Annotated in this window: 25 protein-coding genes; 7 read left to right on the top strand and 18 right to left on the bottom strand. The window is 72.5% G+C overall.

Annotated elements, in window-relative coordinates:
* Window positions 1–114: 114 nt before the first annotated feature.
* Window positions 115–441 carry a hypothetical protein gene (locus tag C7C45_RS12145; protein ID WP_110563728.1) on the top strand — a complete coding sequence of 109 codons (327 nt, stop codon included), beginning with the start codon at window positions 115–117 and terminating at the stop codon, window positions 439–441.
* 18 nt (window positions 442–459) lie between these two features.
* Here C7C45_RS12145 and nadC read toward each other — a convergent pair whose 3' ends face one another.
* From nadC to C7C45_RS12110, 7 genes are all read right to left on the bottom strand, one after another.
* Window positions 460–1356 carry a carboxylating nicotinate-nucleotide diphosphorylase gene (gene nadC, locus C7C45_RS12140; protein ID WP_110563727.1) on the bottom strand — a complete coding sequence of 299 codons (897 nt, stop codon included), beginning with the start codon at window positions 1354–1356 and terminating at the stop codon, window positions 460–462.
* On the bottom strand, window positions 1353–3050 hold the full coding sequence (locus C7C45_RS12135) for an L-aspartate oxidase (RefSeq protein WP_110563726.1): 1698 nt from the start codon (window positions 3048–3050) through the stop codon (window positions 1353–1355). Before C7C45_RS12135 ends, nadC begins: the two co-directional genes overlap by 4 nt.
* 108 nt (window positions 3051–3158) lie before the next feature.
* Window positions 3159–4055 carry a septum formation family protein gene (locus tag C7C45_RS12130; protein ID WP_110563725.1) on the bottom strand — a complete coding sequence of 299 codons (897 nt, stop codon included), beginning with the start codon at window positions 4053–4055 and terminating at the stop codon, window positions 3159–3161.
* A 95-nt stretch (window positions 4056–4150) separates the two neighbouring features.
* The gene (gene panD, locus C7C45_RS12125) at window positions 4151–4579 is read right to left on the bottom strand and encodes an aspartate 1-decarboxylase (RefSeq protein WP_110563724.1); all 429 of its coding nucleotides are present in this window, start codon (window positions 4577–4579) and stop codon (window positions 4151–4153) included.
* Window positions 4580–4623: 44 nt separating this feature from the next.
* A complete protein-coding gene (gene panC, locus C7C45_RS12120) occupies window positions 4624–5472 on the bottom strand; it encodes a pantoate--beta-alanine ligase (RefSeq protein ID WP_110563723.1) in 849 nt (282 codons plus the stop codon).
* Between the two features lie 114 nt (window positions 5473–5586).
* Entirely contained in the window at window positions 5587–6543 is a 957-nt protein-coding gene (locus C7C45_RS12115) for a Rossmann-like and DUF2520 domain-containing protein (RefSeq protein ID WP_110563722.1), read from the bottom strand.
* 112 nt (window positions 6544–6655) lie between these two features.
* On the bottom strand, window positions 6656–7228 hold the full coding sequence (locus tag C7C45_RS12110; protein ID WP_110563721.1) for a TetR family transcriptional regulator: 573 nt from the start codon (window positions 7226–7228) through the stop codon (window positions 6656–6658).
* A 120-nt stretch (window positions 7229–7348) separates the two neighbouring features.
* Here C7C45_RS12110 and C7C45_RS12105 point away from each other — a divergent pair, with 120 nt between their 5' ends.
* The 3 genes from C7C45_RS12105 (at window position 7349) to C7C45_RS12095 (ending at window position 10628) form a co-directional block, all read left to right on the top strand.
* Window positions 7349–8257 (top strand): SDR family oxidoreductase, encoded by a 909-nt coding sequence (locus C7C45_RS12105; protein ID WP_110563720.1) that lies wholly within the window; start codon window positions 7349–7351, stop codon window positions 8255–8257.
* A gap of 155 nt (window positions 8258–8412) precedes the next feature.
* The gene (locus tag C7C45_RS12100) at window positions 8413–9444 is read left to right on the top strand and encodes an SAM-dependent methyltransferase (RefSeq protein WP_110563719.1); all 1032 of its coding nucleotides are present in this window, start codon (window positions 8413–8415) and stop codon (window positions 9442–9444) included.
* Window positions 9441–10628, top strand: coding sequence for an NADH-quinone oxidoreductase subunit D (locus C7C45_RS12095; protein ID WP_208641139.1), 1188 nt, complete (start codon window positions 9441–9443; stop codon window positions 10626–10628). Before C7C45_RS12100 ends, C7C45_RS12095 begins: the two co-directional genes overlap by 4 nt.
* 18 nt (window positions 10629–10646) lie before the next feature.
* Here C7C45_RS12095 and C7C45_RS12090 read toward each other — a convergent pair whose 3' ends face one another.
* The 4 genes from C7C45_RS12090 to C7C45_RS12075 form a co-directional block, all read right to left on the bottom strand.
* Window positions 10647–12335, bottom strand: coding sequence for a hypothetical protein (locus C7C45_RS12090; protein ID WP_110563717.1), 1689 nt, complete (start codon window positions 12333–12335; stop codon window positions 10647–10649).
* A gap of 106 nt (window positions 12336–12441) precedes the next feature.
* Window positions 12442–13446, bottom strand: coding sequence for a glycine betaine ABC transporter substrate-binding protein (locus C7C45_RS12085; RefSeq protein WP_110563716.1), 1005 nt, complete (start codon window positions 13444–13446; stop codon window positions 12442–12444).
* Window positions 13447–13647: 201 nt separating this feature from the next.
* Complete coding sequence (locus C7C45_RS12080; protein ID WP_110563715.1) at window positions 13648–14388, bottom strand: ABC transporter permease; 741 nt, start codon at window positions 14386–14388, stop codon at window positions 13648–13650.
* Window positions 14385–15071, bottom strand: a complete 687-nt coding sequence (locus tag C7C45_RS12075; protein ID WP_110563714.1) for an ABC transporter permease — start codon at window positions 15069–15071, stop codon at window positions 14385–14387. Before C7C45_RS12075 ends, C7C45_RS12080 begins: the two co-directional genes overlap by 4 nt.
* Before the next feature lie 2 nt (window positions 15072–15073).
* Here C7C45_RS12075 and C7C45_RS12070 point away from each other — a divergent pair, with 2 nt between their 5' ends.
* Window positions 15074–16078, top strand: a complete 1005-nt coding sequence (locus C7C45_RS12070) for an ABC transporter ATP-binding protein (protein WP_110563713.1) — start codon at window positions 15074–15076, stop codon at window positions 16076–16078.
* Between the two features lie 15 nt (window positions 16079–16093).
* Here the strand turns inward: C7C45_RS12070 and C7C45_RS12065 are convergent, their stop codons facing one another.
* The 7 genes from C7C45_RS12065 to folP form a co-directional block, all read right to left on the bottom strand.
* The gene (locus C7C45_RS12065) at window positions 16094–16585 is read right to left on the bottom strand and encodes a hypothetical protein (RefSeq protein ID WP_110563712.1); all 492 of its coding nucleotides are present in this window, start codon (window positions 16583–16585) and stop codon (window positions 16094–16096) included.
* A 65-nt stretch (window positions 16586–16650) separates the two neighbouring features.
* Window positions 16651–16959 carry a hypothetical protein gene (locus C7C45_RS12060; protein ID WP_110563840.1) on the bottom strand — a complete coding sequence of 103 codons (309 nt, stop codon included), beginning with the start codon at window positions 16957–16959 and terminating at the stop codon, window positions 16651–16653.
* Window positions 16960–17012: 53 nt separating this feature from the next.
* Complete coding sequence (locus C7C45_RS12055) at window positions 17013–18227, bottom strand: ABC transporter permease (protein ID WP_110563711.1); 1215 nt, start codon at window positions 18225–18227, stop codon at window positions 17013–17015.
* 119 nt (window positions 18228–18346) lie between these two features.
* Window positions 18347–18886, bottom strand: coding sequence for a DUF3180 domain-containing protein (locus C7C45_RS12050; RefSeq protein ID WP_110563710.1), 540 nt, complete (start codon window positions 18884–18886; stop codon window positions 18347–18349).
* 19 nt (window positions 18887–18905) lie between these two features.
* Window positions 18906–19433 (bottom strand): 2-amino-4-hydroxy-6-hydroxymethyldihydropteridine diphosphokinase, encoded by a 528-nt coding sequence (gene folK, locus C7C45_RS12045; RefSeq protein WP_110563709.1) that lies wholly within the window; start codon window positions 19431–19433, stop codon window positions 18906–18908.
* Window positions 19430–19798 (bottom strand): dihydroneopterin aldolase, encoded by a 369-nt coding sequence (folB, locus tag C7C45_RS12040; protein WP_110563708.1) that lies wholly within the window; start codon window positions 19796–19798, stop codon window positions 19430–19432. Before folB ends, folK begins: the two co-directional genes overlap by 4 nt.
* Window positions 19795–20673, bottom strand: coding sequence for a dihydropteroate synthase (gene folP / locus C7C45_RS12035; RefSeq protein ID WP_110563707.1), 879 nt, complete (start codon window positions 20671–20673; stop codon window positions 19795–19797). The genes folB and folP overlap by 4 nt, the downstream gene beginning before the upstream one ends.
* 356 nt (window positions 20674–21029) lie before the next feature.
* Between folP and C7C45_RS12030 the strand changes: the two genes are divergently transcribed.
* Window positions 21030–21344: a hypothetical protein gene (locus C7C45_RS12030; protein WP_074315118.1), complete on the top strand. Its 315-nt coding sequence runs from the start codon at window positions 21030–21032 to the stop codon at window positions 21342–21344.
* A 13-nt stretch (window positions 21345–21357) separates the two neighbouring features.
* Entirely contained in the window at window positions 21358–21720 is a 363-nt protein-coding gene (locus C7C45_RS12025; protein WP_007466101.1) for a hypothetical protein, read from the top strand.
* The last annotated feature ends 25 nt before the right edge of the window (window positions 21721–21745 follow it).

The raw sequence follows: 21745 nt of genomic DNA, 5'->3' as shown, positions 1-21745 counted from the left end.
GCAGCCTAGACAACGACCGTACGGGCGGATGCGGACCGGCCGGCGGACCGTATCCTTGTCACATCGCGACATGAGCATGGATCAATCCACGGCGCGGCCGGACGGGGAGCGGACATGTCGGGGACGTGGTGGGGCCAGGCCGGTCGGGACCTGGAGACCTGCGACGCGCTCTACGTACGCTCCGACGGCGAGTGGTACATCGCCGGCACCGACCTGGTGCGCAACGTGGCCCGGCACGGCCTGGCCGGGCTGACCGTCGTGCTGGACCGGCCCGAGGCGGCCGGCGAGGTCTTCGCCATCGGTGAGGCCGACGAGTTGCCGCCCGAGATCTACAACCGGGTGTTGGAGCTCTTCCGGGCCAAGTACGGCCTGGACGGCCGACAGGACACCGAGAACCGGGTGATCTTCAACCTGGCGACCAACTCGCTGACCACCGTCTGAGTCGCCGGCCCGCGCCCGCTACTCGGTCCGCAGGTCCAGTGCGATGTCCAGGATCGGCGACGAGTGGGTCAACGCACCCACCGAGAGGAAGTCGACGCCGGTGGCGGCGTACCGGCCCGCGACCTCCAGGGTCAGCCCGCCGGTCGCCTCCAACTCCGCCCGGTCACCCACCGCGGCCACCGCCTCGGCCAACACCTCCGGCGTCATGTTGTCGCAGAGCAGGAAATCGGCCCCGGCCTCCACCGCCTCCACCGCCTCGTCGACCGTGGTCACCTCGACCTGCACCGGCACCTCCGGGAACGCCTCCCGAACCCGCCGGTAGGCCGGCGTGATGCCCCCCGCCGCCAGCTTGTGGTTGTCCTTGATCATGGCCACGTCGTAGAGGCCCATCCGCTTGTTGGTGCCCCCGCCGGCCCGCACCGCGTACTTCTCCAGCGCCCGCAGGCCCGGCGTCGTCTTGCGGGTGTCCAGCACCATCGCCTTCGTGCCAGCCAGCGCGTCCGCCCAGGCGCGGGTGTGGGTGGCCACCCCGGACATCCGGCAGAGCAGGTTGAGGGCCGTCCGCTCGGCCGTCAGCAGCAGCCGGGTCGGGCCGGTCACCGTCGCCAGCACCGCGCCGCGGGCCACCCGCTCCCCGTCGCGGGCCAGCACCGACACCTCGACGGTACGACCGAAGCCCGTCACCTCGCCGACCAGCTCGAACACGGCGGCGGCCACGGCCATCCCGGCCAGCACACCGTCCGCGCGAGCCACCAGATCGGCGGTGTCGGTCTGCTCCGCCGGAATGGTGGCCACGCTCGTGACGTCAAGGAAATCCGGGCCCAGGTCCTCGATCAGCGCGGTCTCGATCACCTGCCGCACCTGCCCCGGATCCAGCCCGGCCGCCCGCAAAGCCGCCTGCGTCGACTCCGTCATGAAGATCGCCCCTCCCAGTGCTGCCCTATCCGGCCCTGCGCCCCCACCGACCCGACCAGGTGGCCCAGCCACCGCTCGTCGGCCGTCGGAAAATCCTCCCGCCAGTGGCAACCCCGGGTCTCGCCGCGTGCGTACGCGGCAGCGACAAGTGTGGACGCCACGGTGAGCAGGTTGGTCGCCTCCCAGTCGGCGGTCCGGGGCCGACCCCGGGCAGCGCCCAACTCGGTAAGCGTTCCGGCCGTCTCGGCCAGCGTCGCCGCGGATCGGAGCACCCCGGCCCCCCGGGTCATCGCCCGTTGCAGGGTCGGCGTCACCTCCGCGGGCAACACCCAGCCCGCGCCCCCGCGCCAGGCGCCGGTGTCCGCCGGCTGAACCTGCTCGGGCAGCCCGGCCGCGATGTCCTCGGCGATCCGCCGGGAGAAGACCAGACCCTCCAGCAGCGAGTTGCTGGCCAGCCGATTCGCGCCGTGCACACCCGTGCAGGCCACCTCGCCGCAGGCGTACAGGCCCGGGATGGAGGTGCGGCCGCGCAGGTCGGTGCGGACACCGCCGGAGGCGTAGTGGGCGGCCGGCGCCACCGGAATCAGGTCGGTCGCCGGGTCCACGCCGATCGCCAGGCAGGACGCCACGATGGTGGGGAACCGCCCGGCCAGGAAGTCCCCGCCCAGGTGCCGCGCGTCGAGGAAGACGTGGTCCGCGCCGCTGGCCAGCAACACCCGGTGGATGCCCTTGGCCACCACGTCCCGGGGTGCCAGCTCGGCCAACTCGTGCTGGCCCACCATGAACCGCTTGCCGTCGGCATCCACCAGGTACGCGCCCTCGCCGCGCAACGCCTCGGAGACCAGCGGCTGCTGCGCGTGCCCGGCACCGGGGACCCCAGCGCCGTTCGGAGTGATCAGGGCGGTCGGGTGGAACTGGACGAACTCCACGTCGGTCACCGCCGCGCCGGCCCGCAGCGCCAGCGCCACCCCGTCGCCGGTGGAGACCGCCGGATTGGTGGTGGCCGCGAAGATCTGCCCCATCCCGCCGGTGGCGAGCACCACCGCCCGGGCCAACAGGGCGCCGACGCCGTCCTCGCTGCCCTCGCCGAGCACGTGCAGGGTGATCCCACAGGCCGGGCCGAGCCCGTCCGGGCCGTCGCCGGGCGCACGCAGCAGGTCGAGCACCAGGGCGTGCTCGACCAGTCGGATCCACGGGTCGCGCTGCACCGCGGCGTGCAGGGCCCGCTGCACCTCCGCGCCCGTGGCGTCCCCGCCCGCGTGCACGATCCGGTCCGCCCGGTGCCCACCCTCGCGGGTCAGCATCAGGGAGCCGTCCGGATGACGATCGAACTCCGCCCCGATACGCATCAGCTCCCGCAGCCGGGTCGGCCCCTCCTCGACCAGCACCCGGACCGCCGCCGGATCGCAGAGCCCGACCCCGGCGACCTCGGTGTCACGAGCATGCGCCGCCGGGGTGTCCGAGGGGTCGAGCACAGCGGCGATGCCGCCCTGCGCCCATCGGGTCGAACCATCATCGATGTTGACCTTGGTGACCACCGTGACGTGCAGACCCGCCTCACGCAGGTGCAGCGCCGCGGTCAACCCGGCCACCCCGGAACCCACCACGATCACGTCGGTGGTCTCCACCCAGCCGGGCGCGGGCGCGGCCAGCAACGCGGGCAGGGCCGGCAGGTCGACGGTGGGAAGGTCCATCCCCCCAGTCAACCCGAACCGTCCTCGCCTGGGGCGGCGGGGGCGGGACGAGTGTTTTCGGCGACCCTGTCCGGCGTCGCCCGCGCGGTGCCGACCGTCGGGCCGTGGTCACTTCGTCGGGACCGGTAGACCAGCCGGGCCCGCGCCCTTCAGCGAGACAGTCACCGTGCGGTCGCTGAGCCACAGGTAGCAGCGGACGCCCCGGTCACCGACCCGCCAGCGGCCCGCACCCGGCGGGCGGACCACCACACCGCTGCGAAAGCTCAGCCTGGCGTCGTCCGGCACGCCCACGAACCGGGCGATGGCGCTCCGACAGCCGGTGTAGAGCGGAGCCCAGTCGGAGTCGCGGCTCGGGTACGCCATCTCCGGTGCGCGCCACACCCCGACGAACTCGGCGTCGTGCTGCTGTGCGCACTCCACCGGGACCAGCGTCTGCACGGCCCGACCGGCCGCCCTCCGGGTCTGCTGACAGCCGAGCCGCAACCCGGCGGCCCCCTTCAACGCGTCCCGCAGGCTGCCCGATCGAACCACCACCGTGGCCCCAGCCTCGACGGTGCTCAGCTCGGTCAGATCGCATCGGAAGAAGCGGGAACCCGCCGCCCAGCCCGGCCCGGAGGGCAGCGCCACCGACAGCCGCAGCCGGCCGGCCCGCCAGTCGTCGCCCACGTAGCCGGTCGCCCGGGTGTCGCACTCGGCGAACGCGCCCCGCAACTCCGCCGAGCCACCCGCCGGTGCGCTCGCCCGCTCGGCCGGGAACGCCCCCACATGCACGGTCTCCACCCGGTGCGGGCCGGCGCAGTCCACCGGCTCGTAGCTGGCCAGGGTGAGCACATCGATGAAATCGGCGGCCTGGCACACACCGGCGGCCGGGGTGAACGCCGACGGCGGCGGCAGCGCCGCCCAGTCATCGGTCAGGTCACCGTCCAGGTCACCGGAGCCGGCGCAGGCCACCAACAGCGCTGCCGTCACGGCAGCGGCGAACAGGGTCGTCGTGGCACTGCGCATCGCGGCCTCCCCCAGCCACCGCCGGCTTCCACCAGCGCGCCAAGGGTAACCGGAAATGACCTTCCGGTAACAGACCGGAATCGCGTCGCGCGAGATCAGACTCCGGACACGGCCAGCGGGCTGGGCACCGGGCCACCGACCATGCCGGACGCCACCGCAGCCGGGTCGACGCCCAACTCGATCACCCGGTTGTCGGCGTTCACGTGAACCACCCGCGGCCGGTACGACCGGGCCTCGGCGTCGTCCATCTGCCCGTACGAGATCAGGATGACCAGATCACCGGGGTGCACCAGGTGCGCGGCGGCACCGTTGATGCCGATCACACCGCTGCCCCGCTCGCCCGGGATCACGTACGTCTCCAGCCGGGCACCGTTGGTGATGTCCACGATCGCGACCTGCTCGCCGGGGAGCAGGTCGGCGGCGTCGAGCAGGTCCTCGTCCACCGTCACCGAACCGACGTAGTGCAGGTCGGCCTGGGTCACCGTGGCCCGGTGGATCTTCGACTTGAGCATGGTGCGCAGCATTGGGGTGGCCTTTCGCGGGAGTGGTGGAGGGTGGTGCGGCCCGGTCAGGGGCGAGGGGCGAGGTGGACCGCCGCGTTGTCGATCAACCGGGTGGCGCCCACCCACGCGGCAATCACCAGCCGGCCCGGCCCGGACACCAGCCCCGGCTCCAACTCGGGATCGGTGAGCACCAGGTAGTCGAGGCGGGCACCGGGCGTACCGGCGCCGAACGCGGCGTGCGCGGCGGTCAGCACCGCCCCCGCGTCCAGCCCCTCGTCGGCGGCCTGCCCACCGGCCCGCAGCGCGGCGGACAGACTCAGCGCGGCGGCCCGCTCCGGCTCGCTCAGGTAGCGGTTGCGGCTGGACAGCGCCAACCCGTCCGGCTCCCGAACGGTCGGTACGCCGACCACCTCGACCGGCACGTCCAGATCCCGGGTCATCCGCCGGACCAGGGTGAGCTGCTGGTAGTCCTTCTCGCCGAAGAACGCCAGGTCCGGCTGGGTGAGTTGGAGCAACTTCAGCACCACGGTGAGCACACCGTGGAAGAAGCCGGGGCGGCTCGCGCCCTCCAACTCCGCGCCGAGCGGCCCCGGATCGAGGCGTACGCGGGGCTGGCCGTCCGGGTACATGTCGGCCACCGACGGGGCGAAGACAAGATCAGCGCCCGCCCGCCGGCACACCTCCAGGTCCGCGTCGAGGGTGCGCGGATAGCGGTCGAAGTCCTCGTTCGGCCCGAACTGCAGCGGATTCACGAAGATCGTCACCAGTACGTGGTCGGCCTGCTCCCGGGCCGCACGCAACAACGTCTCGTGCCCGGAGTGCAACGCACCCATGGTCATCACCACGCCGACCGTGCCCGTCAGCCCGGCCCGGGCCGCGGCCAACTCGGCACGCGTGTGCACAACCTGCGTCACAGCGCCACCTCGGTTCGCGACTGCGGGGCTCGCAAGATCGACTCACTCCTCACGCTCACAGCGCCACCTCGGTTCGCGACTGCGGGGCTCGCAAGATCGGCTCACTCCTCACGCTCACAGCGCCACCTCCCGATTGCTGTCGGCGAGCACGCCGAGCAGCGACTGTGCGTCGACCGGCCGCAGCCGGCCGGCGGCGATCGCCCGGTCGGCGGTGCGCCGGGCCAACGCACGGTACGCGGGCACGGACTCCGGAGCGGTGGCGGCCAGCCGGTCCAGGTGCCGCTGGACGGTGCCCGCGTCACCACGGGAGACCGGGCCGGTCAGCGCGTCGTCACCGAGGCGCAGCGCGTTCTCCAGGGCGGCCCGCAGCAGCGGGGCGAGCACCTTCTCCGGCCGGGCCACCCCGGCGTCACGCAGCCGGTCGGTCGCCTCGTTGACCAGGGTCACCAGGTGGTTCGCGCCGTGGGCCAGCGCGGCGTGGTACAGCGGGCGGTCCGACTCGGCCACCCACTCGGGCACGCCGCCCAGGTCGGCGACCAGCCGGGCGGCAAGCGGGCGCAACTCCGCCGGGGCGGTCACCCCGTACGAGATGCCGGCCAACCGGGCCAGGTCGTCCGGCGTACCGGTGAAGGTCATCGCGGGGTGCAGGGCGAGCGGCCGGGCACCGACCTCGGCGGCCGGTGCGAGCACGGCCAGACCATGCGCGCCTGAGGTGTGCGCGACCACCTGGCCGGGACGTAGCGCCCCGTGCGCGGCCAGGTCGGCCACCACACCGGCCAGGGCGTCGTCCGGCACCGCGATCAGCAGCAGGTCGGCGGCGGCGTGGGCCACGGCGGCGACCGGGCGGCGGGGCACCTCGGGCAGGAGCAGGGCGAGTCGGGCGCGGCTGGCCCCGGAGCCGCCGGCGACGGCGACCACCCGATGCCCGGCGGCGACGAGTGCGGCACCCAGGACCGCTCCGACCCGACCGGCGCCAACGACACCGACGGTGAGCAGACGGGAGGTGGCGGGGGTGCCGAGAACGGCGGGCCCGTGCGGGGCGGCCGGACGCGGGCGCAACGGTGCGCTCATGACGACGATCCAGTCCTCGAGAAGGGGTACCGGTCGATCGCAAGTATGCGCCCGGCCTGCCGAACCAGGACAAGCATGTGTGAAAACGTTCACCGCCGAAGGAAGGGCCTCGTCAACGCTCCCTCGGGGCCGACGTGACGGTGCGCAGCTCGGCGGCCACCTCGTCGATCAGGTCGGCGAGCGTGGCATCGCTGTCGGGCGCGATCCAGCGCGCGTACGCGACGCGGAAGACCGTGGCGCCGGACTCGGTGGCCAGGATGGCCGTGCTCTCGTCGAGACCATTGGCGCGCAGGGCGACGGTGACAGCAGCCGCCAGCGCGCCCGTCTTGCGCAGCTCGCGCTCCTGCAGCTCGGGGCTGCTCGCAATGATGGAGTGACGCATCCGGACCAGCTCAAGGCGGTCGGCGAAGAGGTCCTCCGCCACCCGGCGGAAGGCGGCGACGACCGCCTCGAAGGGGGCAGCGTCCGTCTCGGCCACCGCCTTGACCAGGATCTCCTCTAGGCGCCCACTGCCGCTGAAGAGCGCCTCGCGCTTGTCGCCGAAGAGCCGGTAGAAGGTGCGCTTGTCCAGGCCGGCTCGGGTGGCGATGTCGGCGACGGTGGTCTCCTCGAAGCCGCGCTCACGGAACAGCTCGAGGGCGGCCGCCTCCAGGCGGCCGCGCGCGTCCGGTTGCCAGCGGGCCATCCGGCCATGGTATCTGATGTCACACTGCGACATTCTTTTCGTCCGAGCCATGTCATCTTGCGACATCACGGGATACGGTCATGTCGCAAGGTGACATCACCCTCCCGCGAAGGAATGACCATGCGTGTATTCGTCACAGGTGCCTCCGGCCATCTCGGCTCCGCGGTCGTGCCGGCACTGCTCTCCGCCGGACACGACGTCGTCGGCCTGGCCCGCTCCGACACGTCCGCCGCCGCGATCGAGAAGCTCGGCGCCGAGGCACGCCGTGGCGACCTGTCCGACCTCGACGTGCTTTCTGCGGAAGCAGCTGCGTCCGACGGGATCATCCACCTGGCGTTCCGGCACGACCTCATGCTCAACGGCGACATGGCCGGTGCGGCCGAGGCTGACCTGGATGCCCTCAAGGCACTCGCCGCCGGCCTGGACGGCTCCGGCAAACCCCTGGTCGGCACGAGCGGGACGGCCATGCTCGCGATGGGCGGCATCGTCGGCCGCCCCGGCACCGAACACGATGCCTTCCCAGGCGGCTACCGGATCGACGCGGAGAACTTCGTAGTCGACCTCGCCTCGCGCGGTGTGCGCGGCTCGGTCGTCCGGCTCGCACCCACCGTGCACAGTTCGCTCGACCACTACGGCTTCATCACTCTCCTCGTCGCTGCCGCCCGGCAGCACGGGTACGCCGCATACGTCGGCGAGGGTGCCAACCGGTGGCCAGCAGTGCACACGCTCGACGCGGCTCAGCTCTACCGCCTCGCGCTGGAAAAGGCCCCGCCCGGTGCGCGCCTGCACGCGGCAGCCGACGAAGGAGTCCCCTTCCGGCAGATCGCCGCTACCATCGGCGGCAACCTCGACATCCCGGTCCGAAGCATCAGCGCCGACGAGGCGAACGACTACTTCGGCTTCCTCGGGGCGTTCGCCCAGCTGGATAACCTGACGTCGTCCGCGATCACACGCGAACTGCTGGGCTGGTCCCCCACCCACCCCGGCCTGATCGCCGACCTGAACGACGGTCACTACTTCCGGGCCTGAACAAGTTTCCGGGAACCCATCTTGATCAAATGATGAAAAGTAGGTGCTGGGAGCTTTCCTGACCTACTTTTCAGCAACTGATCACCGCGCGCCCCTCCGCTGTCGAGCGGGACGGTGCGGATGATCGTGACGTGGGCAGGAATCGGAGGGCGCGGATGTCGATCGCCTGGCGGGACGCCATGAGCAGAGCCCTCTACGGGCCGGATGGCTTCTTCGTCGCCGGCACCGGGCCCGCCGACCACTTCCGCACCAGCGTGCACGCCTCACCCGCGTTCACGAGCGCCCTGCTGCGCCTGCTCACCGACGTCGACTCGACCCTCGGCCACCCGGACCGGCTCGACGTGATCGACGTCGGAGCCGGGCGCGGAGAACTCCTGCGCGGCCTGCTGCGATCGATCGAGGGCTCCCCCGAGCTCGCGGAACGGGTACGTCTCACCGCCGTCGAGCTGGCGCCCCGCCCCGAACACCTGCCGGACCGGATCGAGTGGGTACCCGAGATCCCCGCGGGGATCAACGGGCTGTTGATCGCCACCGAATGGTTGGACAACGTCCCGCTGGACGTGGCGGTACACACGGCAGACGGCTGGCGATACGTACTTGTCGATCCCGAGATCGGCGCGGAGACGCTTGGGGAGCCGGTGAGTCCCGCTGATCTTGACTGGCTCAACACATGGTGGCCACACCCCGCGACCCCTCGCTCTGCGGAAACTTCCAGCGGTGACTACCTACGAGCCGAGATCGGCCGAAGCAGAGATGAGGCGTGGGCCAACGCGGTGCGGAGGATCGAGCGGGGCCTGGCGGTCGCTGTCGACTACGGACACCTGCGGGAAAGCAGGCCGGTGAACGGGACCTTGACGGGTTACCGGGCTGGGCGGCAGGTGCCTCCGGTGCCGGACGGGTCGAGCGACGTGACCGCGCACGTCGCCATGGACTCGGTCGCCTCCGCTGGTGCGGCGGTCGCCCGGTGTGCGTACTCCCTGGTCCTGCAGCGGGAGGCGCTGCGCGCGCTCGGGGCCGACGGCGGCCGACCGCCGCTGAGCATGGCCGGCACCGACCCGGCGGGGTACGTGCGGGCGCTGGCCGCCGCGTCGCAGGTGGCCGAGCTGACCGACCCGGCTGGGCTCGGTGGCCACTGGTGGCTGCGCCAACCGGTCGGCATCCCGCTCGACCCGGCCGTGGCACGATGACGGGCATGACCACCGACGCCGGGGACCTCCGTGAACTGACCGTCGGCACCGGGGCCGGCTTGGTCGCCGGCACCGGCGATCAGCAGCTCGGCACCGACATGGTGCTGAACATCGGCCCGCAGCACCCCTCCACGCACGGTGTGCTGCGGCTGAAGCTGGTGCTCGACGGCGAGCGGGTGGTCGCCTGCGAACCCATCGTCGGCTACATGCACCGCGGCGCGGAGAAGCTCTTCGAGGTACGCGACTACCGGCAGATCATCGTGCTGGCCAACCGGCACGACTGGCTCTCGGCGTTCTCCAACGAGCTGGGTGTGGTGCTCGCCGTGGAACGCCTGATGGGCATGGAGGTGCCGGAGCGCGCCACCTGGTTGCGGATGGCCCTCGCGGAACTGAACCGGGTGCTCAACCACCTGATGTTCCTCGGCTCGTACCCGCTGGAGATCGGGGCGATCACGCCGATCTTCTATGCCTTCCGGGAACGGGAGACCATCCAGGCGGTGATGGAGGAGGTCTCCGGCGGCCGGATCCACTACATGTTCAACCGGGTGGGTGGCCTCAAGGAGGAGGTGCCGTACGGGTGGACGGGCCGTGCCCGCGCGGCGATCGGCGAGGTACGCCGGCGGTTGCCCGACCTGGACCACCTGATCCGACGCAACGAGATCTTCCTGGCCCGGACCGTGGGCGTGGGTGTGCTCTCCGCCGCTGACGCCGCCGCGTTCGGCGCGTCCGGGCCGGTGGCCCGTGCCTCCGGGCTCGACCTGGACCTGCGCCGCGACGACCCCTACCTGGCGTACGACGAGCTGGACGTGCCGGTGGTCACGCGGACCGCCGGGGACTGCCACGCCCGCTTCGAGGTGCTGCTGGACCAGGTGTACGCGTCGCTGGACCTCGCCGAGCAGTGCCTGGACCGGGTGGACCAACTGACCGGCCCGATCAACACCCGTCTGCCGAAGGTGCTCAAGGCACCGGAGGGGCACACCTACGCCTGGACGGAGAACCCGCTCGGCATCAACGGCTACTACCTGGTGTCGCGGGGGGAGAAGACGCCGTGGCGGTTGAAGTTGCGCACCGCCTCGTACGCGAATGTGCAGGCGCTGGCGACCCTGCTCCCCGGCTGCCTGGTGCCGGATCTGATCGCGATCCTCGGCTCGATGTTCTTCGTGGTCGGCGACATCGACAAGTGACGTCGGCCGTCTGACCTCTCAGCGCCAGCGGTCACCGGGCGGAGTCCCGCCGGCGCGCGGTACGTCGTCCTGCGGCGGGTAGCCGTAGCGCTCGTCGACCCGGCGTCGGCCGGGCCGCTCGGGTGCGGGTTCCGCCTGGTGACCGCGCTGACGCGGTGGGCGCCACTCGTCCGGCACCGGGACGCCGCCCACCGGCAGCGCCGGCCGGCCCGCTGGCTCGGCCCGCCAGCCGCCGTCGCGAGCGGGCCGACGCGCCGGCTCGTCCCGGTGGTGGGACTCGTACTCCTCGTGACGGCGCGGCTCCTCGTGACGGCGCGGCTCCTCGTGACGGCGCGGCTCCTCGTGACGGCGCGGCTCCTCGTGACGGACGGCGGCCCAGCGGTCGGCCATCCGGTACTCGGTGCCGGCGGCGTCGGCGTGCAGCTCGGCTCGCCGCTCGCCGACCCGCAGCTCACGGCCGTTCTCGTCGTCGCGGACAGCGGCCCAGCGGTCACCGGCCCGCAACTGCGACCAGTACTCGCCCGTGTCGTCGGCTCGCAGGGGTGGTCCGGGCTGCGGAGCGGCGGCGCTCGCCCGATCGCGCTGCTCGGACCAGGCGCGATCGTCCGGGCTGTCCCAGGAGCCCGCGGCCGGCCTCTCCGGTGAACGGTGCGACCGGGCGGCCGGGGCAGGCTCGTCGGGCTGGGCGTACGCGTCGCGCGGATCGGTCCACTCAGGTTCGCCCCGGGCCGCGGCCGGCGCCCCCCAGGAGCGGTTGTCGCCGGGGCGGGCCCGGTCATCGCCGGAGCGCCGGTCGTCGCCGTACCCGGCTCGGGGGCGTTCCTCCGCGTCGCCGCTCCGGATCCACTCCTGTGCCGGCGAGGTCCACTGGCCGGCGTACCCGCCGCCGTAGCGCCCAGCCGGCTCGGCCGGCCCGCCGTCCACCACGGTGTGTCGGGTGGTGACGTGGACGGTTTCGGTGTGCCGGACCACGCCGACCGGCCGGTGTGCCGGCTCGGGGCGATCATGCTCGCGAGGGCGGGCCGAGCCGTACGCGGTGGCAGCCGGTCGCTCCGCGCCGTACGTGCCCGCGGTTGCCGGCGACTCGGCGGCCTCTCGTGGGTACGCCGGATCGCCGTCGTCCGCGTGCTCGGAGCGACCCCACCGGGCCGCGTCGTCCGGGCCGGGCACCCGGGCCCGGCCCGGCGGTGCGTCACCCGGCGCCGGAACCCGGCTACGGGCCACCGGCACGTTGTCCACCGGCGGCTCGACCGCTGGCACCCGTGCCCGGCCGGCACCCGCCGGCTCCCCGGCCGGCGCGGCGGCAGCGACGGGGGCGGCACCGGCGAGGGCGGCACCGGTGGCGTCGAGACGGCGGCGCACCGCGGCGAGCCCCTCCTGGGCCCGGTGCGCCTGGTCGAGTGCCTGGTTACCGCGCTGCGCGACAGCCACGATCTCGGCGCGCACCTCCCGGCGGAGCTCCTCGATCTCATCCAGCAGCTCGTCGGCTCGCCCCGACGCGTCCGCATCGTCGGACCGCAGCGCGATGGAGAGACCGATCAGCACCACCGCGAGGATGGCGAGCACCGCGGCGAAGCGCAACGGGCCGTTACCGTCGGCAACCAGCAGGATCAGGGCCGCCACCGGCGCGAGACCGACGCCCGCCCAGAAGAGCATGGTCAGCAGCGGTGGTTGACGCCGGGCGTCGGAGGTGGCCGGGGCTGGCATGGATGTGCAGCCTACCGAGGTTCTTTACCGGAGGGAACGGGGTCCCGGGACGCGCGGACGCCCCCGCCAGGCAGGGGCGGGGGCGTCCGCAGCACGCAGGAGAGGGTCAGCTGGTGGCGAAGGCGCCGTCCGAGGAGAAGATCAGGCCCACGCTGATCGAACCGTCGCGCAGCCCGCTCTTGGTCAGCGGTCCACCCTGGTCCAGCGAGGAGAACCTGCCGACCGACAACCCGTACGTCTTCTCCAGGCCCGGCTTGCAGAACGGACGCTGCTCGCACTCCGGCGGGCCACCCAGCACGGTCGCACTGCCGGAGCACTTCGCGGCGAACTCGGAGAGGGTCCGCACGCCGTACTTGTCGGCGAAGGCCTGGGTGACGGCGAAGGCGTTCTGGTCCTGTGCGGCGGCCGGAGCACCGAAGGTGATGCCGGCCTTGTCGCCCTCGGCCTTGAGCACGGTCACCGTCGTGTTGATGTCGGGCGAGGACACCGGCTGAGCATCCTTGCCGTTGGCCTTGGTGTTGAGGAACTCGGCCATCGTCGCCGCGTACTCCGGAACGACCTGGATCTCGCCCTTCTCCAGTGCCGGCTCGTAGAGCTCGCGGTTGCCGATCTGCTGCACCTTGACCTGGTAGCCGGCGGCGGTCAGCGCGATCCGGTACAGCTCGCCCAGGATCTGGCTCTCGGCGAAGTTGCCGGCACCTACCGTGATGTCGCCGCCCGAGCCCTTGGCGATGCCCGCGGTGAGGTTGTTGGCGGAGGCGAACTCCTCGGCCGCCACCTTGGCGGTCTTGCGGTCCTCGTTGACGGCCTTGTTGAGCTGGATCAGCTTCGGGGTGTCGAGCGCGGCGGAAACCTTGTCCAGAGCGGCGATCAGCTGCGGGTTGGCCGCCTTGCTGTTGACCGCGGGAATGACGTTGTCGGAGTTCTGCAGCTTCTTGTCGTCCTGCAGAGCGATGAGCTGCTGACCGGCGACCGGGGCGCACCCGGCGCCGGAGGCGCTCGTCTTGGGTGCGTCGGTGCCGGACGAACCGGCGTCACCGCACCCGGTGAGGAGCGCTGCCCCGGCGACGGCGCCGATGGCGCCGATCGCCAGACGTGTACGTGCGCGCATGTGCCCGCCTTCCGTGTCCCGGCGCGGCCCGTCCCGGGCCGGCCGCGTGTCCGACGGGCGATCCTGACTGTCGGTCGCCCGCGAATATCCACCCAACATGCTCCGCAACCGACCGACAACCTGGGATGGACTTCGTCACCGCATCGTCACCGATCGGCCCGCTGTTGGCCGCGGGCTCGACGGAAGCCTCACCCGGACGGGTCAGGCGCTCCCGGTGGCATCAGCGGGCCGGGGCCGGCCCGCGCGCTGCCGTCCACGCCGCAGCGGTCGGGGGGTGACCAGTCGTTCGACGCCGCCGAGGACCACCTCGGCCAGCAGCGCGAGCCCGGCCACCAGCACACCACCGGCGACGATCTGCCCACCGCCGGCCGCGATACCGATGCCGAACCCGGTGCGGATGATCTGGCCGAGGCCGCCGCCGTTGACGAACGAGGCCAGCGCGGCGGTCGCGATCACCTGGACCGCAGCGGTCCGGAACCCGGCCGCCAGGTAGGGCACCGCGAGCGGCAACTCCACGCGACGGAGCAACTGCCCGCCGGACAGGCCCATCCCCCGGGCGGCGTCAAGCGCCTCCGGGTCCACCTGCCGCACCCCGGTGTACGCGTTGGCCAGCAGTGGTGGGACGGCGAAGACGGCCAGCGCCACCACGACCGGCGTCCGCCCGAAGCCGCTGGCGAAGACCACCGGCAGGATGGTCAGCAGTGCCAGGGTGGGGATGGCCAGGGTGGCGTTGGACACCAGCACCACCAGACCGCCGCCCCGGCCGAGGTGCCCCAGCCAGAGACCCAGCGGCCAGGCCACCAGGCAGCCGAGCGCCACCGCCAGGGCCGAGATCGTCAGGTGCTCGCCGAGGCGGTCCAGCATGCCTCCGGGATTTGTCCAGTTCAGTGGGTCATTGATCCAGACGACCGCCTGGCCGATCGGGTTCGACGCGACGGTCACCGTGCCCTCCGGGTGGACCAGGGGGTCACCAGGCGGGCGACCAGGACGAGCAGGAGATCGAGCACGACCGCGAGCGCCACGCAGAGCAGAGCGGCGGTCATGATCTCGGCCTTGTAGAGGTTGTTCTGGAAGCCTGCGAAGATCAACTGCCCGAGGCCGCCGTGCCCGACCAGCACCCCGACCGTGACCAACGCCACCGTGGAGACGGTCGCCAACCGCACGCCGGTCACGATGCCCGGCACAGCCAGCGGCAGGTCGATCCGGAACAGCCGCCCCCAGCGGCCGTACCCCATGCCCTCGGCGGCCTCGCCGACCTCCGGAGGCACCTGGTTGAGCCCGGCCACCACGTTGCGCACGATCAGCAGCAGCGCGTAGAGGACCAGCCCGACCAGCACGGTGGTGGTCCCGGTGCCCAGGTAGGGCGCGATGAACGCGAAGAGCGCCAACGACGGAATGGTGTAGACGACCCCGCTGACGGCGAGGATCGGACCGGCGAGCGGCCGGAACCAGTACGCCAGCACGGACAACGGCAGAGCGATCAGCACCGCGATCAGCACCGCGCGTCCCGTGAGGGAGGCGTGTTCGCGCACGGCGGCGAGGATCGTGTCAGAGTTGTCCCGCACGTACTGCCAGGAGAACCAGGGGTTACCCGGGTCGGCCCGGTAGCTCAGGCGGAAGGACATACGTGGACGTTACCCCGGAGGCTGCCGACGTGACCGAATCCCCTCGCGCGGCGTCGATCTCCCTGCAGAGCATCCAGAAGCGCTACCCGGATGGCACCGAGGCCGTCCGGGACCTCAGCCTGGACGTCCGGGCCGGCGAGCTGGTGGTGCTCATCGGCCCGTCCGGCTGCGGCAAGTCGACGGTGCTGCGCATGATCAATCGCCTGATCGAACCGACCGGCGGCCGGATCACGCTCGGCGACGAGGACGTCACAGACGTCGACCCGGTGCGGCTGCGCCGCCGAATCGGGTACGTGATCCAGAACGTCGGCCTCTTTCCACACCAGACGGTTCGGGCCAACGTGGCCACCGTGCCCGGCCTGCTCCGGTGGCCCAAGAGTCAGACCCGGGCCCGGGTCGACGAGCTGCTCGACCTCGTCGGGCTCGACCCGGCCCAGTTCGGCGGCCGTTACCCACACGAGCTGTCGGGCGGCCAGCGGCAGCGGGTCGGGGTGGCCCGCGCGCTCGCCGCCGACCCGGTGGTGCTGCTGATGGACGAGCCGTTCTCGGCCGTCGACCCGATCGTCCGGGCCCGCCTCCAGGAGGAGTTCCTGCGCCTGCAGGCCGAGGTCCGCAAAACGATCGTCCTGGTCACCCACGACCTCGACGAGGCGGTCCGGCTCGGCGACCGGATCGCGGTGCTCTCCGAGGGCGGGCACCTGGAGCAGTACGACACGCCGGCCGCTCTGCTCGGCGCACCCGCCACCCCGTTCGTACGCGAGTTCGTCGGAGCCGACCGGGGCATCCGCCGGCTGGCGGTCACCCCACTCGACCGGGAGTCGCTGGAACCGGTGCCCGGGGACACCGCGGCGGACCTGCCCACCGTGGCGTTGGACGGCTCCGCGTACGACGCGCTGGCGGTGCTGCTCACCTCGGGACGGGACCAGCTCGTGGTGACCGACGCCGGCCGACCGGTGGGTGCGCTCAGCCGCCAGCGACTGCTCGACCTCGGCCGTCCGACGAACTGACCCGCCCCGGTCGGGTCAGGCGCGACCGCCGAGGCTGGCGGTGCCGATGATCCACCCGGTGAGGAAGCCGTAGCCGGCACCGGCGCTGGCGTCCTGCAGGGCACCCAGCAGCGACGGGGCCGGGCCGAGCAGTGCCGCCAGCACGGCGGCGAGCCCGCCGGCCAGCACGTACGCGGCCCAGCCGGAGAAGAACTGGCTGACCGAGCCGGGCACCCGGGCCACCTGCGCGGCGGGCAACAGGTAGAGCAGAGCCACCGCGAGGACCACCAGCAGCACGGCCCGCAGGTCGGCGGCGAACAGGCCGCCGGCCTGCCCGTCCGCGTCGAGCCGCCAGGCCGGCCACGCGAGCAGCCGCACGTAGAAGGCGCCCGCCGACTCCGGGTCGGTCTGCGTGGCGGCCCAACCGGTGTACGCCGGGCTGCCGCAGATGCCGACCAGCAACAGCACGGCGAGCGCGCCGGTGCCGGCGGCCGTACCGTAGCGGCCGACCGGGCCGGAGCGGTGCATGAGCGATGCGATCCGCCCAGGCCCCGAACGCGTTGCTCGGGCGGACCTGGGCTGCCCCGAGCGGTTCAGTGCTTCATCAGGTAGTCGATGAAGGCAGCCCGCAGCAACGGCGCGGACTCCTCGTAACCGTGACCGGTCAGCTCCCGCCACAACGCGTTGGCCTCATCGATGGTCGGGCCGATCGAGTTCGGTGCGCCGTCCAGCACCGTGGCCTCGTCCGCGTTCGGCAGGTGCCGCAGCACCGACCAGTAGAACCCCACGTCGCGGCGATCCCGGGCGAGGGCGAACGCCCGCTCCCGCAACTCCTCGGTGGGCAGCGCGTCAAGCTCCTCGAACGAGGTTCCGCCCGGGGTGGCGGCAGGTGTGTCGGTCATGCCGCCGAGCCTAACTGTCGAGATCAGCTCCGGCTCGGCGGACGCGACGCCGGTCACCGCTCGTCGGTGTCCCACCGGCGCGGGCTGTCCTCCCAACGCGGATCCCGCCACGGGTCGACGGGTTGGGGCGCCGTCGGCGTCGGCAACGTCGGGGGCCAGTTGTCGACCGACTGCGCCTGCGGCATGGTCCAACCCGTGCTGATCGTGCCGTCACCGACCGGCTCAGGCTTGTCGGTGCTGCCCGGTCGGGGTCGCCCGAACGTCTCGACCAGCCGGGTGACCAGCAGTCCGACGCCCAGCGCGGTGCCGCCGACCGCCCAGGTGCTGAACGTCCAACCGCGCTCCGGCGCGTACACCTGGAAGACGGTGACCAGGCTGACCGCCAGGAACGTGCCGAACACGCCGCCGCGGCGCCCGTACGCGCTGGTGCCGGCGAGCAGGGCCACCCCGAACGCCAGCACCGTCAGCTCCAGCCCCGAGGTGGGCACGACCGCCCCCGGGCCGTTGGCGGCGAACAGCACCCCGGCGAGGGCGGCCAGCACGGTCGAGCCGACCAGCGCGAGCGCGGTGACCACGGCGGCAACCGCGCCCCGCCGTTGGGCCGGGTCGGCGATCGGCCGGTACCGGCCGACCAGCCGGCGGATCGCCCGGATCGCGCCGAACAACCCGCCCAGGACGGCCACCGCGGCGAACCCGGCGAAGAGGTATCCGGCATTGCGCCCGGGGTCGTAGTCGCTCTGCACCAGCACGGCCGTCGAACGGCGTTCGATGAACACCACCACACCGGCCGCGCCGGCCAGGCTGGCAGCCCAGCCCGGCACGTGCAGCACCACCACGACCAGCGCCAGCGCGAGCCCGCCCAGCGCGGCGACCGCCACGGCCGGGCCGACCGACGCGGGTAGACCCCGATCGCCCTGCTCGGCGTAGTGCAGGGCGGTGGCGACCGCGACCGGCCCGACGGCCAGGTTTGGTGCGTTCGTTCGCAGGCTCGACCCGGCGGCCAGGGCGAGCAGCCCCAGCCCCACCGCGTCGACGAGCAACGTGCGCAGGTTGTCGGCACGCAGGGCGGCCGGATTTTCCTGCCAGAGCAGCCAGCCCAGGGTCGCCAGCCCAGCCAGCAGCACGAACTCCCAGCCCAGGTGCACGCCGACCCGGTCCCGGCCGGGCTCACCGTGGGTGGGGTCGTCGAAGACGTTCTCCAAGACGGCGGCGGGCACCCCGGACGAGGGCTCGGCCGTGCGGTCCCGCCCCGCTTCTTCGTACGCCATGACGCCGCCTCCCCAGTGGCCGGCCGTCCCCGGTCCGGCACGCGGACGATCGGTGGGCGGCCCTTGCTCCCCGATCGCAGGCACCGTACCCGCGCCCGGAGCCGGGCGTAACCCCATGCTCAGCGCTGGCCGGGGCGGCTCTCCCGCGGGTCGTCCTCGCGTTCGTCGTCCGGGCGTTTCGGCACCCGGCAGGAACGCTCCAGCCACAGTGCGGCGCCGACCAGGGCCAGCGAGGCGAGCAGACCCCCACCGGCAGCCGGTCGATCGTCCAACGCGGCGCGGGTGGTCTCCACGAAGAGCCAGCCGGTGAGCCCCGCGTAGAAGCCGGCGAAGATCGCCGCAGCCAGCGCCGACGCCTTGGCCAGCACCACGAAGCGGGCCACCAGCAGCGGGTCGACCGCGTCCCGGCCGGGTTTGCGCTCGATCCGGCCCCGGGTGTTGATCGCGGCGTACGCCTCAAGCGCCGCCAGCCCGGCCAGCGTCACCACCGGCAGCCAGGGCAGCCGGGGGATGCCGCTGTAGTAGAGGGTGCTGATCAGCAGCCAGGCCACCGCCGCCGCGGCCAGGGCGGCCACGACCAGGGTCGAGATCCGGGTGGGGCCCATCCGTGACCGCTCCGGGCCCGACCCGCCCGGTGGTGGGGACTTCGCCTGCGTCATGCCGGCCGGCTCCGCTCGGTCATGTCGTCGACTCTAACGCCAACTCCGGCCGGGGACGCAGTTCCAGCGCGTCGTCGGCCGCGGGGCCGGTGGTGAGCAGGTCGGTCAGCCAGCCGTGACCGGGCAGCCGCCCGTACGGCTGGATGTCGATCCACGGCCGCAGCACGAAGGCGCGCAGGTGCGCCCGGGGGTGCGGCAGCGTCAACTCCTCGTCGTCGCTGAGCACCGGTGTGTCGTCGTCCTCCCAGACCGCGATCACGTCCACGTCGAGGGTGCGCGGCCCGAACCGCCGCTGCGGATCACGGACCCGACCGGCCGCGCGCTCCGCGGCGCGAGCCCGCTCCAGCCAGTCGCGCGGGGTCGCGGTCTCGTCCTGGGCCAGCAACACCGCGTTGAGGTACGCGGGCTGGTCGGCGTCGCCCCACGGTGGAGTCTCGTACACCCCGGAGAGCACGAGTACGGCGTCGCCGAACGTGGCGACGGCCGTACGCAGGTGACTCAGCCGGTCACCCAGGTTGCTGCCGAGCGACAGCACGGCCCTGGTCACCGGGCACGCGTCCGGGTCATGGTGACGGCCACGTCGGTGAAGGTGTGCGGCACCGGGGCCTCCGGCTTGTGCACGGTGATCGTGGCGGCGCCGACCCGCTCGTCGGCCAGGCAGACCGCGAGGAGTCGGTCCGCGAGGGTCTCGATCAGGTTGACCGGCTCGCCGGTCACCACCGCGACGAGTCGTTCGGCCAACTCGCCGTAGTGGACGGTGTCGGTGACGTCGTCGCTGGCGGCGGCCGGGGCCAGGTCCAGTTCGAGGACGGCGTCGACCACGAAGTCCTGGCCCTGCGCCCGCTCGAAGTCGTACACCCCGTGCCGGCCGCGGGCCCGCAGGCCGGTCAGGTGGATCCGGTCGGTCGTCATCGCTGCACCTTCTGCTCGTGATCGTCTCTCGCGGCGGCGGCCAGGCGCGGGCTGCCGGTCGCCGCCCAGACGGCGAGCGCGTCGGCGGTGGCCTGTACGTCGTGCACGCGGACGCCCCAGGCGCCCGCGGCGACCGCCAGCACACTCGTGGCCACGGTGGCCGCCTCCCGCTGGGCGGTCGGCCGCGGGGTGCCGTCCGGGGCGGCGAGCAACCTGCCGAGGTACGACTTGCGGCTGGCCCCGAAGAGCAGCGGGTAGCCGAGGTCCAGCAGCTCCGGCAGGCGGGCGGTGAGCTCCCAGTTGTGCGCCGCGGTCTTGGCGAAGCCGAGTCCAGGGTCGACGATGAGGCGGTCGGCGGCCACCCCGGCGGCCAGCGCCGCGTCGATCCGCTGGGCCAACTCGGTCCGGACGTCGGCCACCACGTCGGTGTAGTTGGCCAGCTCACGCATCTCGCGGGAGTGACCACGCCAGTGCATCAACACCCACGGGCAGCGCGCGTCACGGACCACGCGGGCCATGTCCGGGTCGGCCAGCCCACCGGAGACGTCGTTGACCACCATCGCCCCGGCGGCCAGGGCGGCCTCCGCCACCCGTGCCCGGCTGGTGTCGATGCTGACCGCCACGCCGGCGGCGGTCAGCTCGCGGATGACCGGCAACACCCGGGACACCTCGGTCGCGGCGTCGATCCGCTCAGCGCCCGGACGGGTCGACTCACCGCCGATGTCGACCAGGTCCGCACCGGCCTCGCGGAGACGGACGCCATGTCCGACGGCCGAGTCGAGGTCGGCGTACCGTCCGCCGTCGGAGAAGGAGTCCGGTGTGACGTTGAGGACGCCCATCACCACCGGGCCCGAAGCCCGCACCAGATCGGTCACGACTAGACGGTACCGGTCGCGGCAGCGGCGCCCACCGACCCGGGTCGGCTCGCATCACCATCCCTGACGTGCTAGTTAGAACAGGTGTACGATCGGTCATCCGGGCAGCATCGGGCAGCCCCTTCGCGGCTTGTCGCAATCCGGGGCGGCCCGTACGCTTTGGAATTGGCCAGCATAGAGATGGCGAAGCTTGGAGGGAGGGCCGAAGCGGGGGAAAACCGCCCAAACCTCGCCACGCTCTGTGGTGAGTAACGAACACAGGGTCAAGATCGCTGCGCCCTGTGGAGCACTTTTCCCGCCAGGCTCGTCTATTGCACCGCCGCGGCACCGCCGGCCGCGCTATGGGGAGGTTTCCAGTGATCGCCTTCGAGCTCATGGAGACGGCGTCGTCCGGCGTCGCCCACGCGCTCTCCACCCTGGCGTCGACTCCGCTCGCCGAGCCGGCACCGAAGGGGATCGACACCAACAGTGTCGTCACCTTCTTCGCCAGCAAGATCGCGCCGATCCTGCTCGCCGTCCTGGGCGTCATCTTCATCGGCCGTGCCAGCCGGGGCGAGATCTCCAAGGTGCTGACCAGTTCCGCGATCGCCATCGTCGGGCTCGCGTTCATCGCGGGCGCGGCAACACTCTTCTTCGTCGGCGATTACCTGATCGACCTCATCTTCGAATAGGCGCGTTCACCAGATGCGGCTGCGCACCGACGACGACATCTACCGGGCCCGCCTGGTCTACCTCGGGCCGCCCGGTTACACCCTTCCAGTCCACCTGCCCTATGCCCAGTACGGGCTCTTCATGCTGCTGGTCCCCCTCTACATGTTCATCCACTGGCTGTTCACGTTGACGGTCGAGCTCTTCCCCGCCTGGGAGATCGCCCTCGCCATCGTGACCACGTCGTTCATCTTCCGGCACGTCGACCCCGATCGGCCGGCGCGGGTGGTCATCCGCACCGCGCTGACCGACTGGCGACGTACCCGGGAGCCGGCGATCGAGCAGCGCGACCCGCGCCTGGTCGGCAGCCGGATCAGGATCCGGGAGGAGCTGGCATGACCGGGCGTACGCCGATCGGTCCGTC

The organism is Micromonospora arborensis, assembly GCF_003205615.1.
Taxonomy (GTDB): domain Bacteria; phylum Actinomycetota; class Actinomycetes; order Mycobacteriales; family Micromonosporaceae; genus Micromonospora; species Micromonospora arborensis.
Note: the sequence above shows the minus strand (reverse complement) of the source record. Positions and strands in the feature narration are given on the sequence as shown.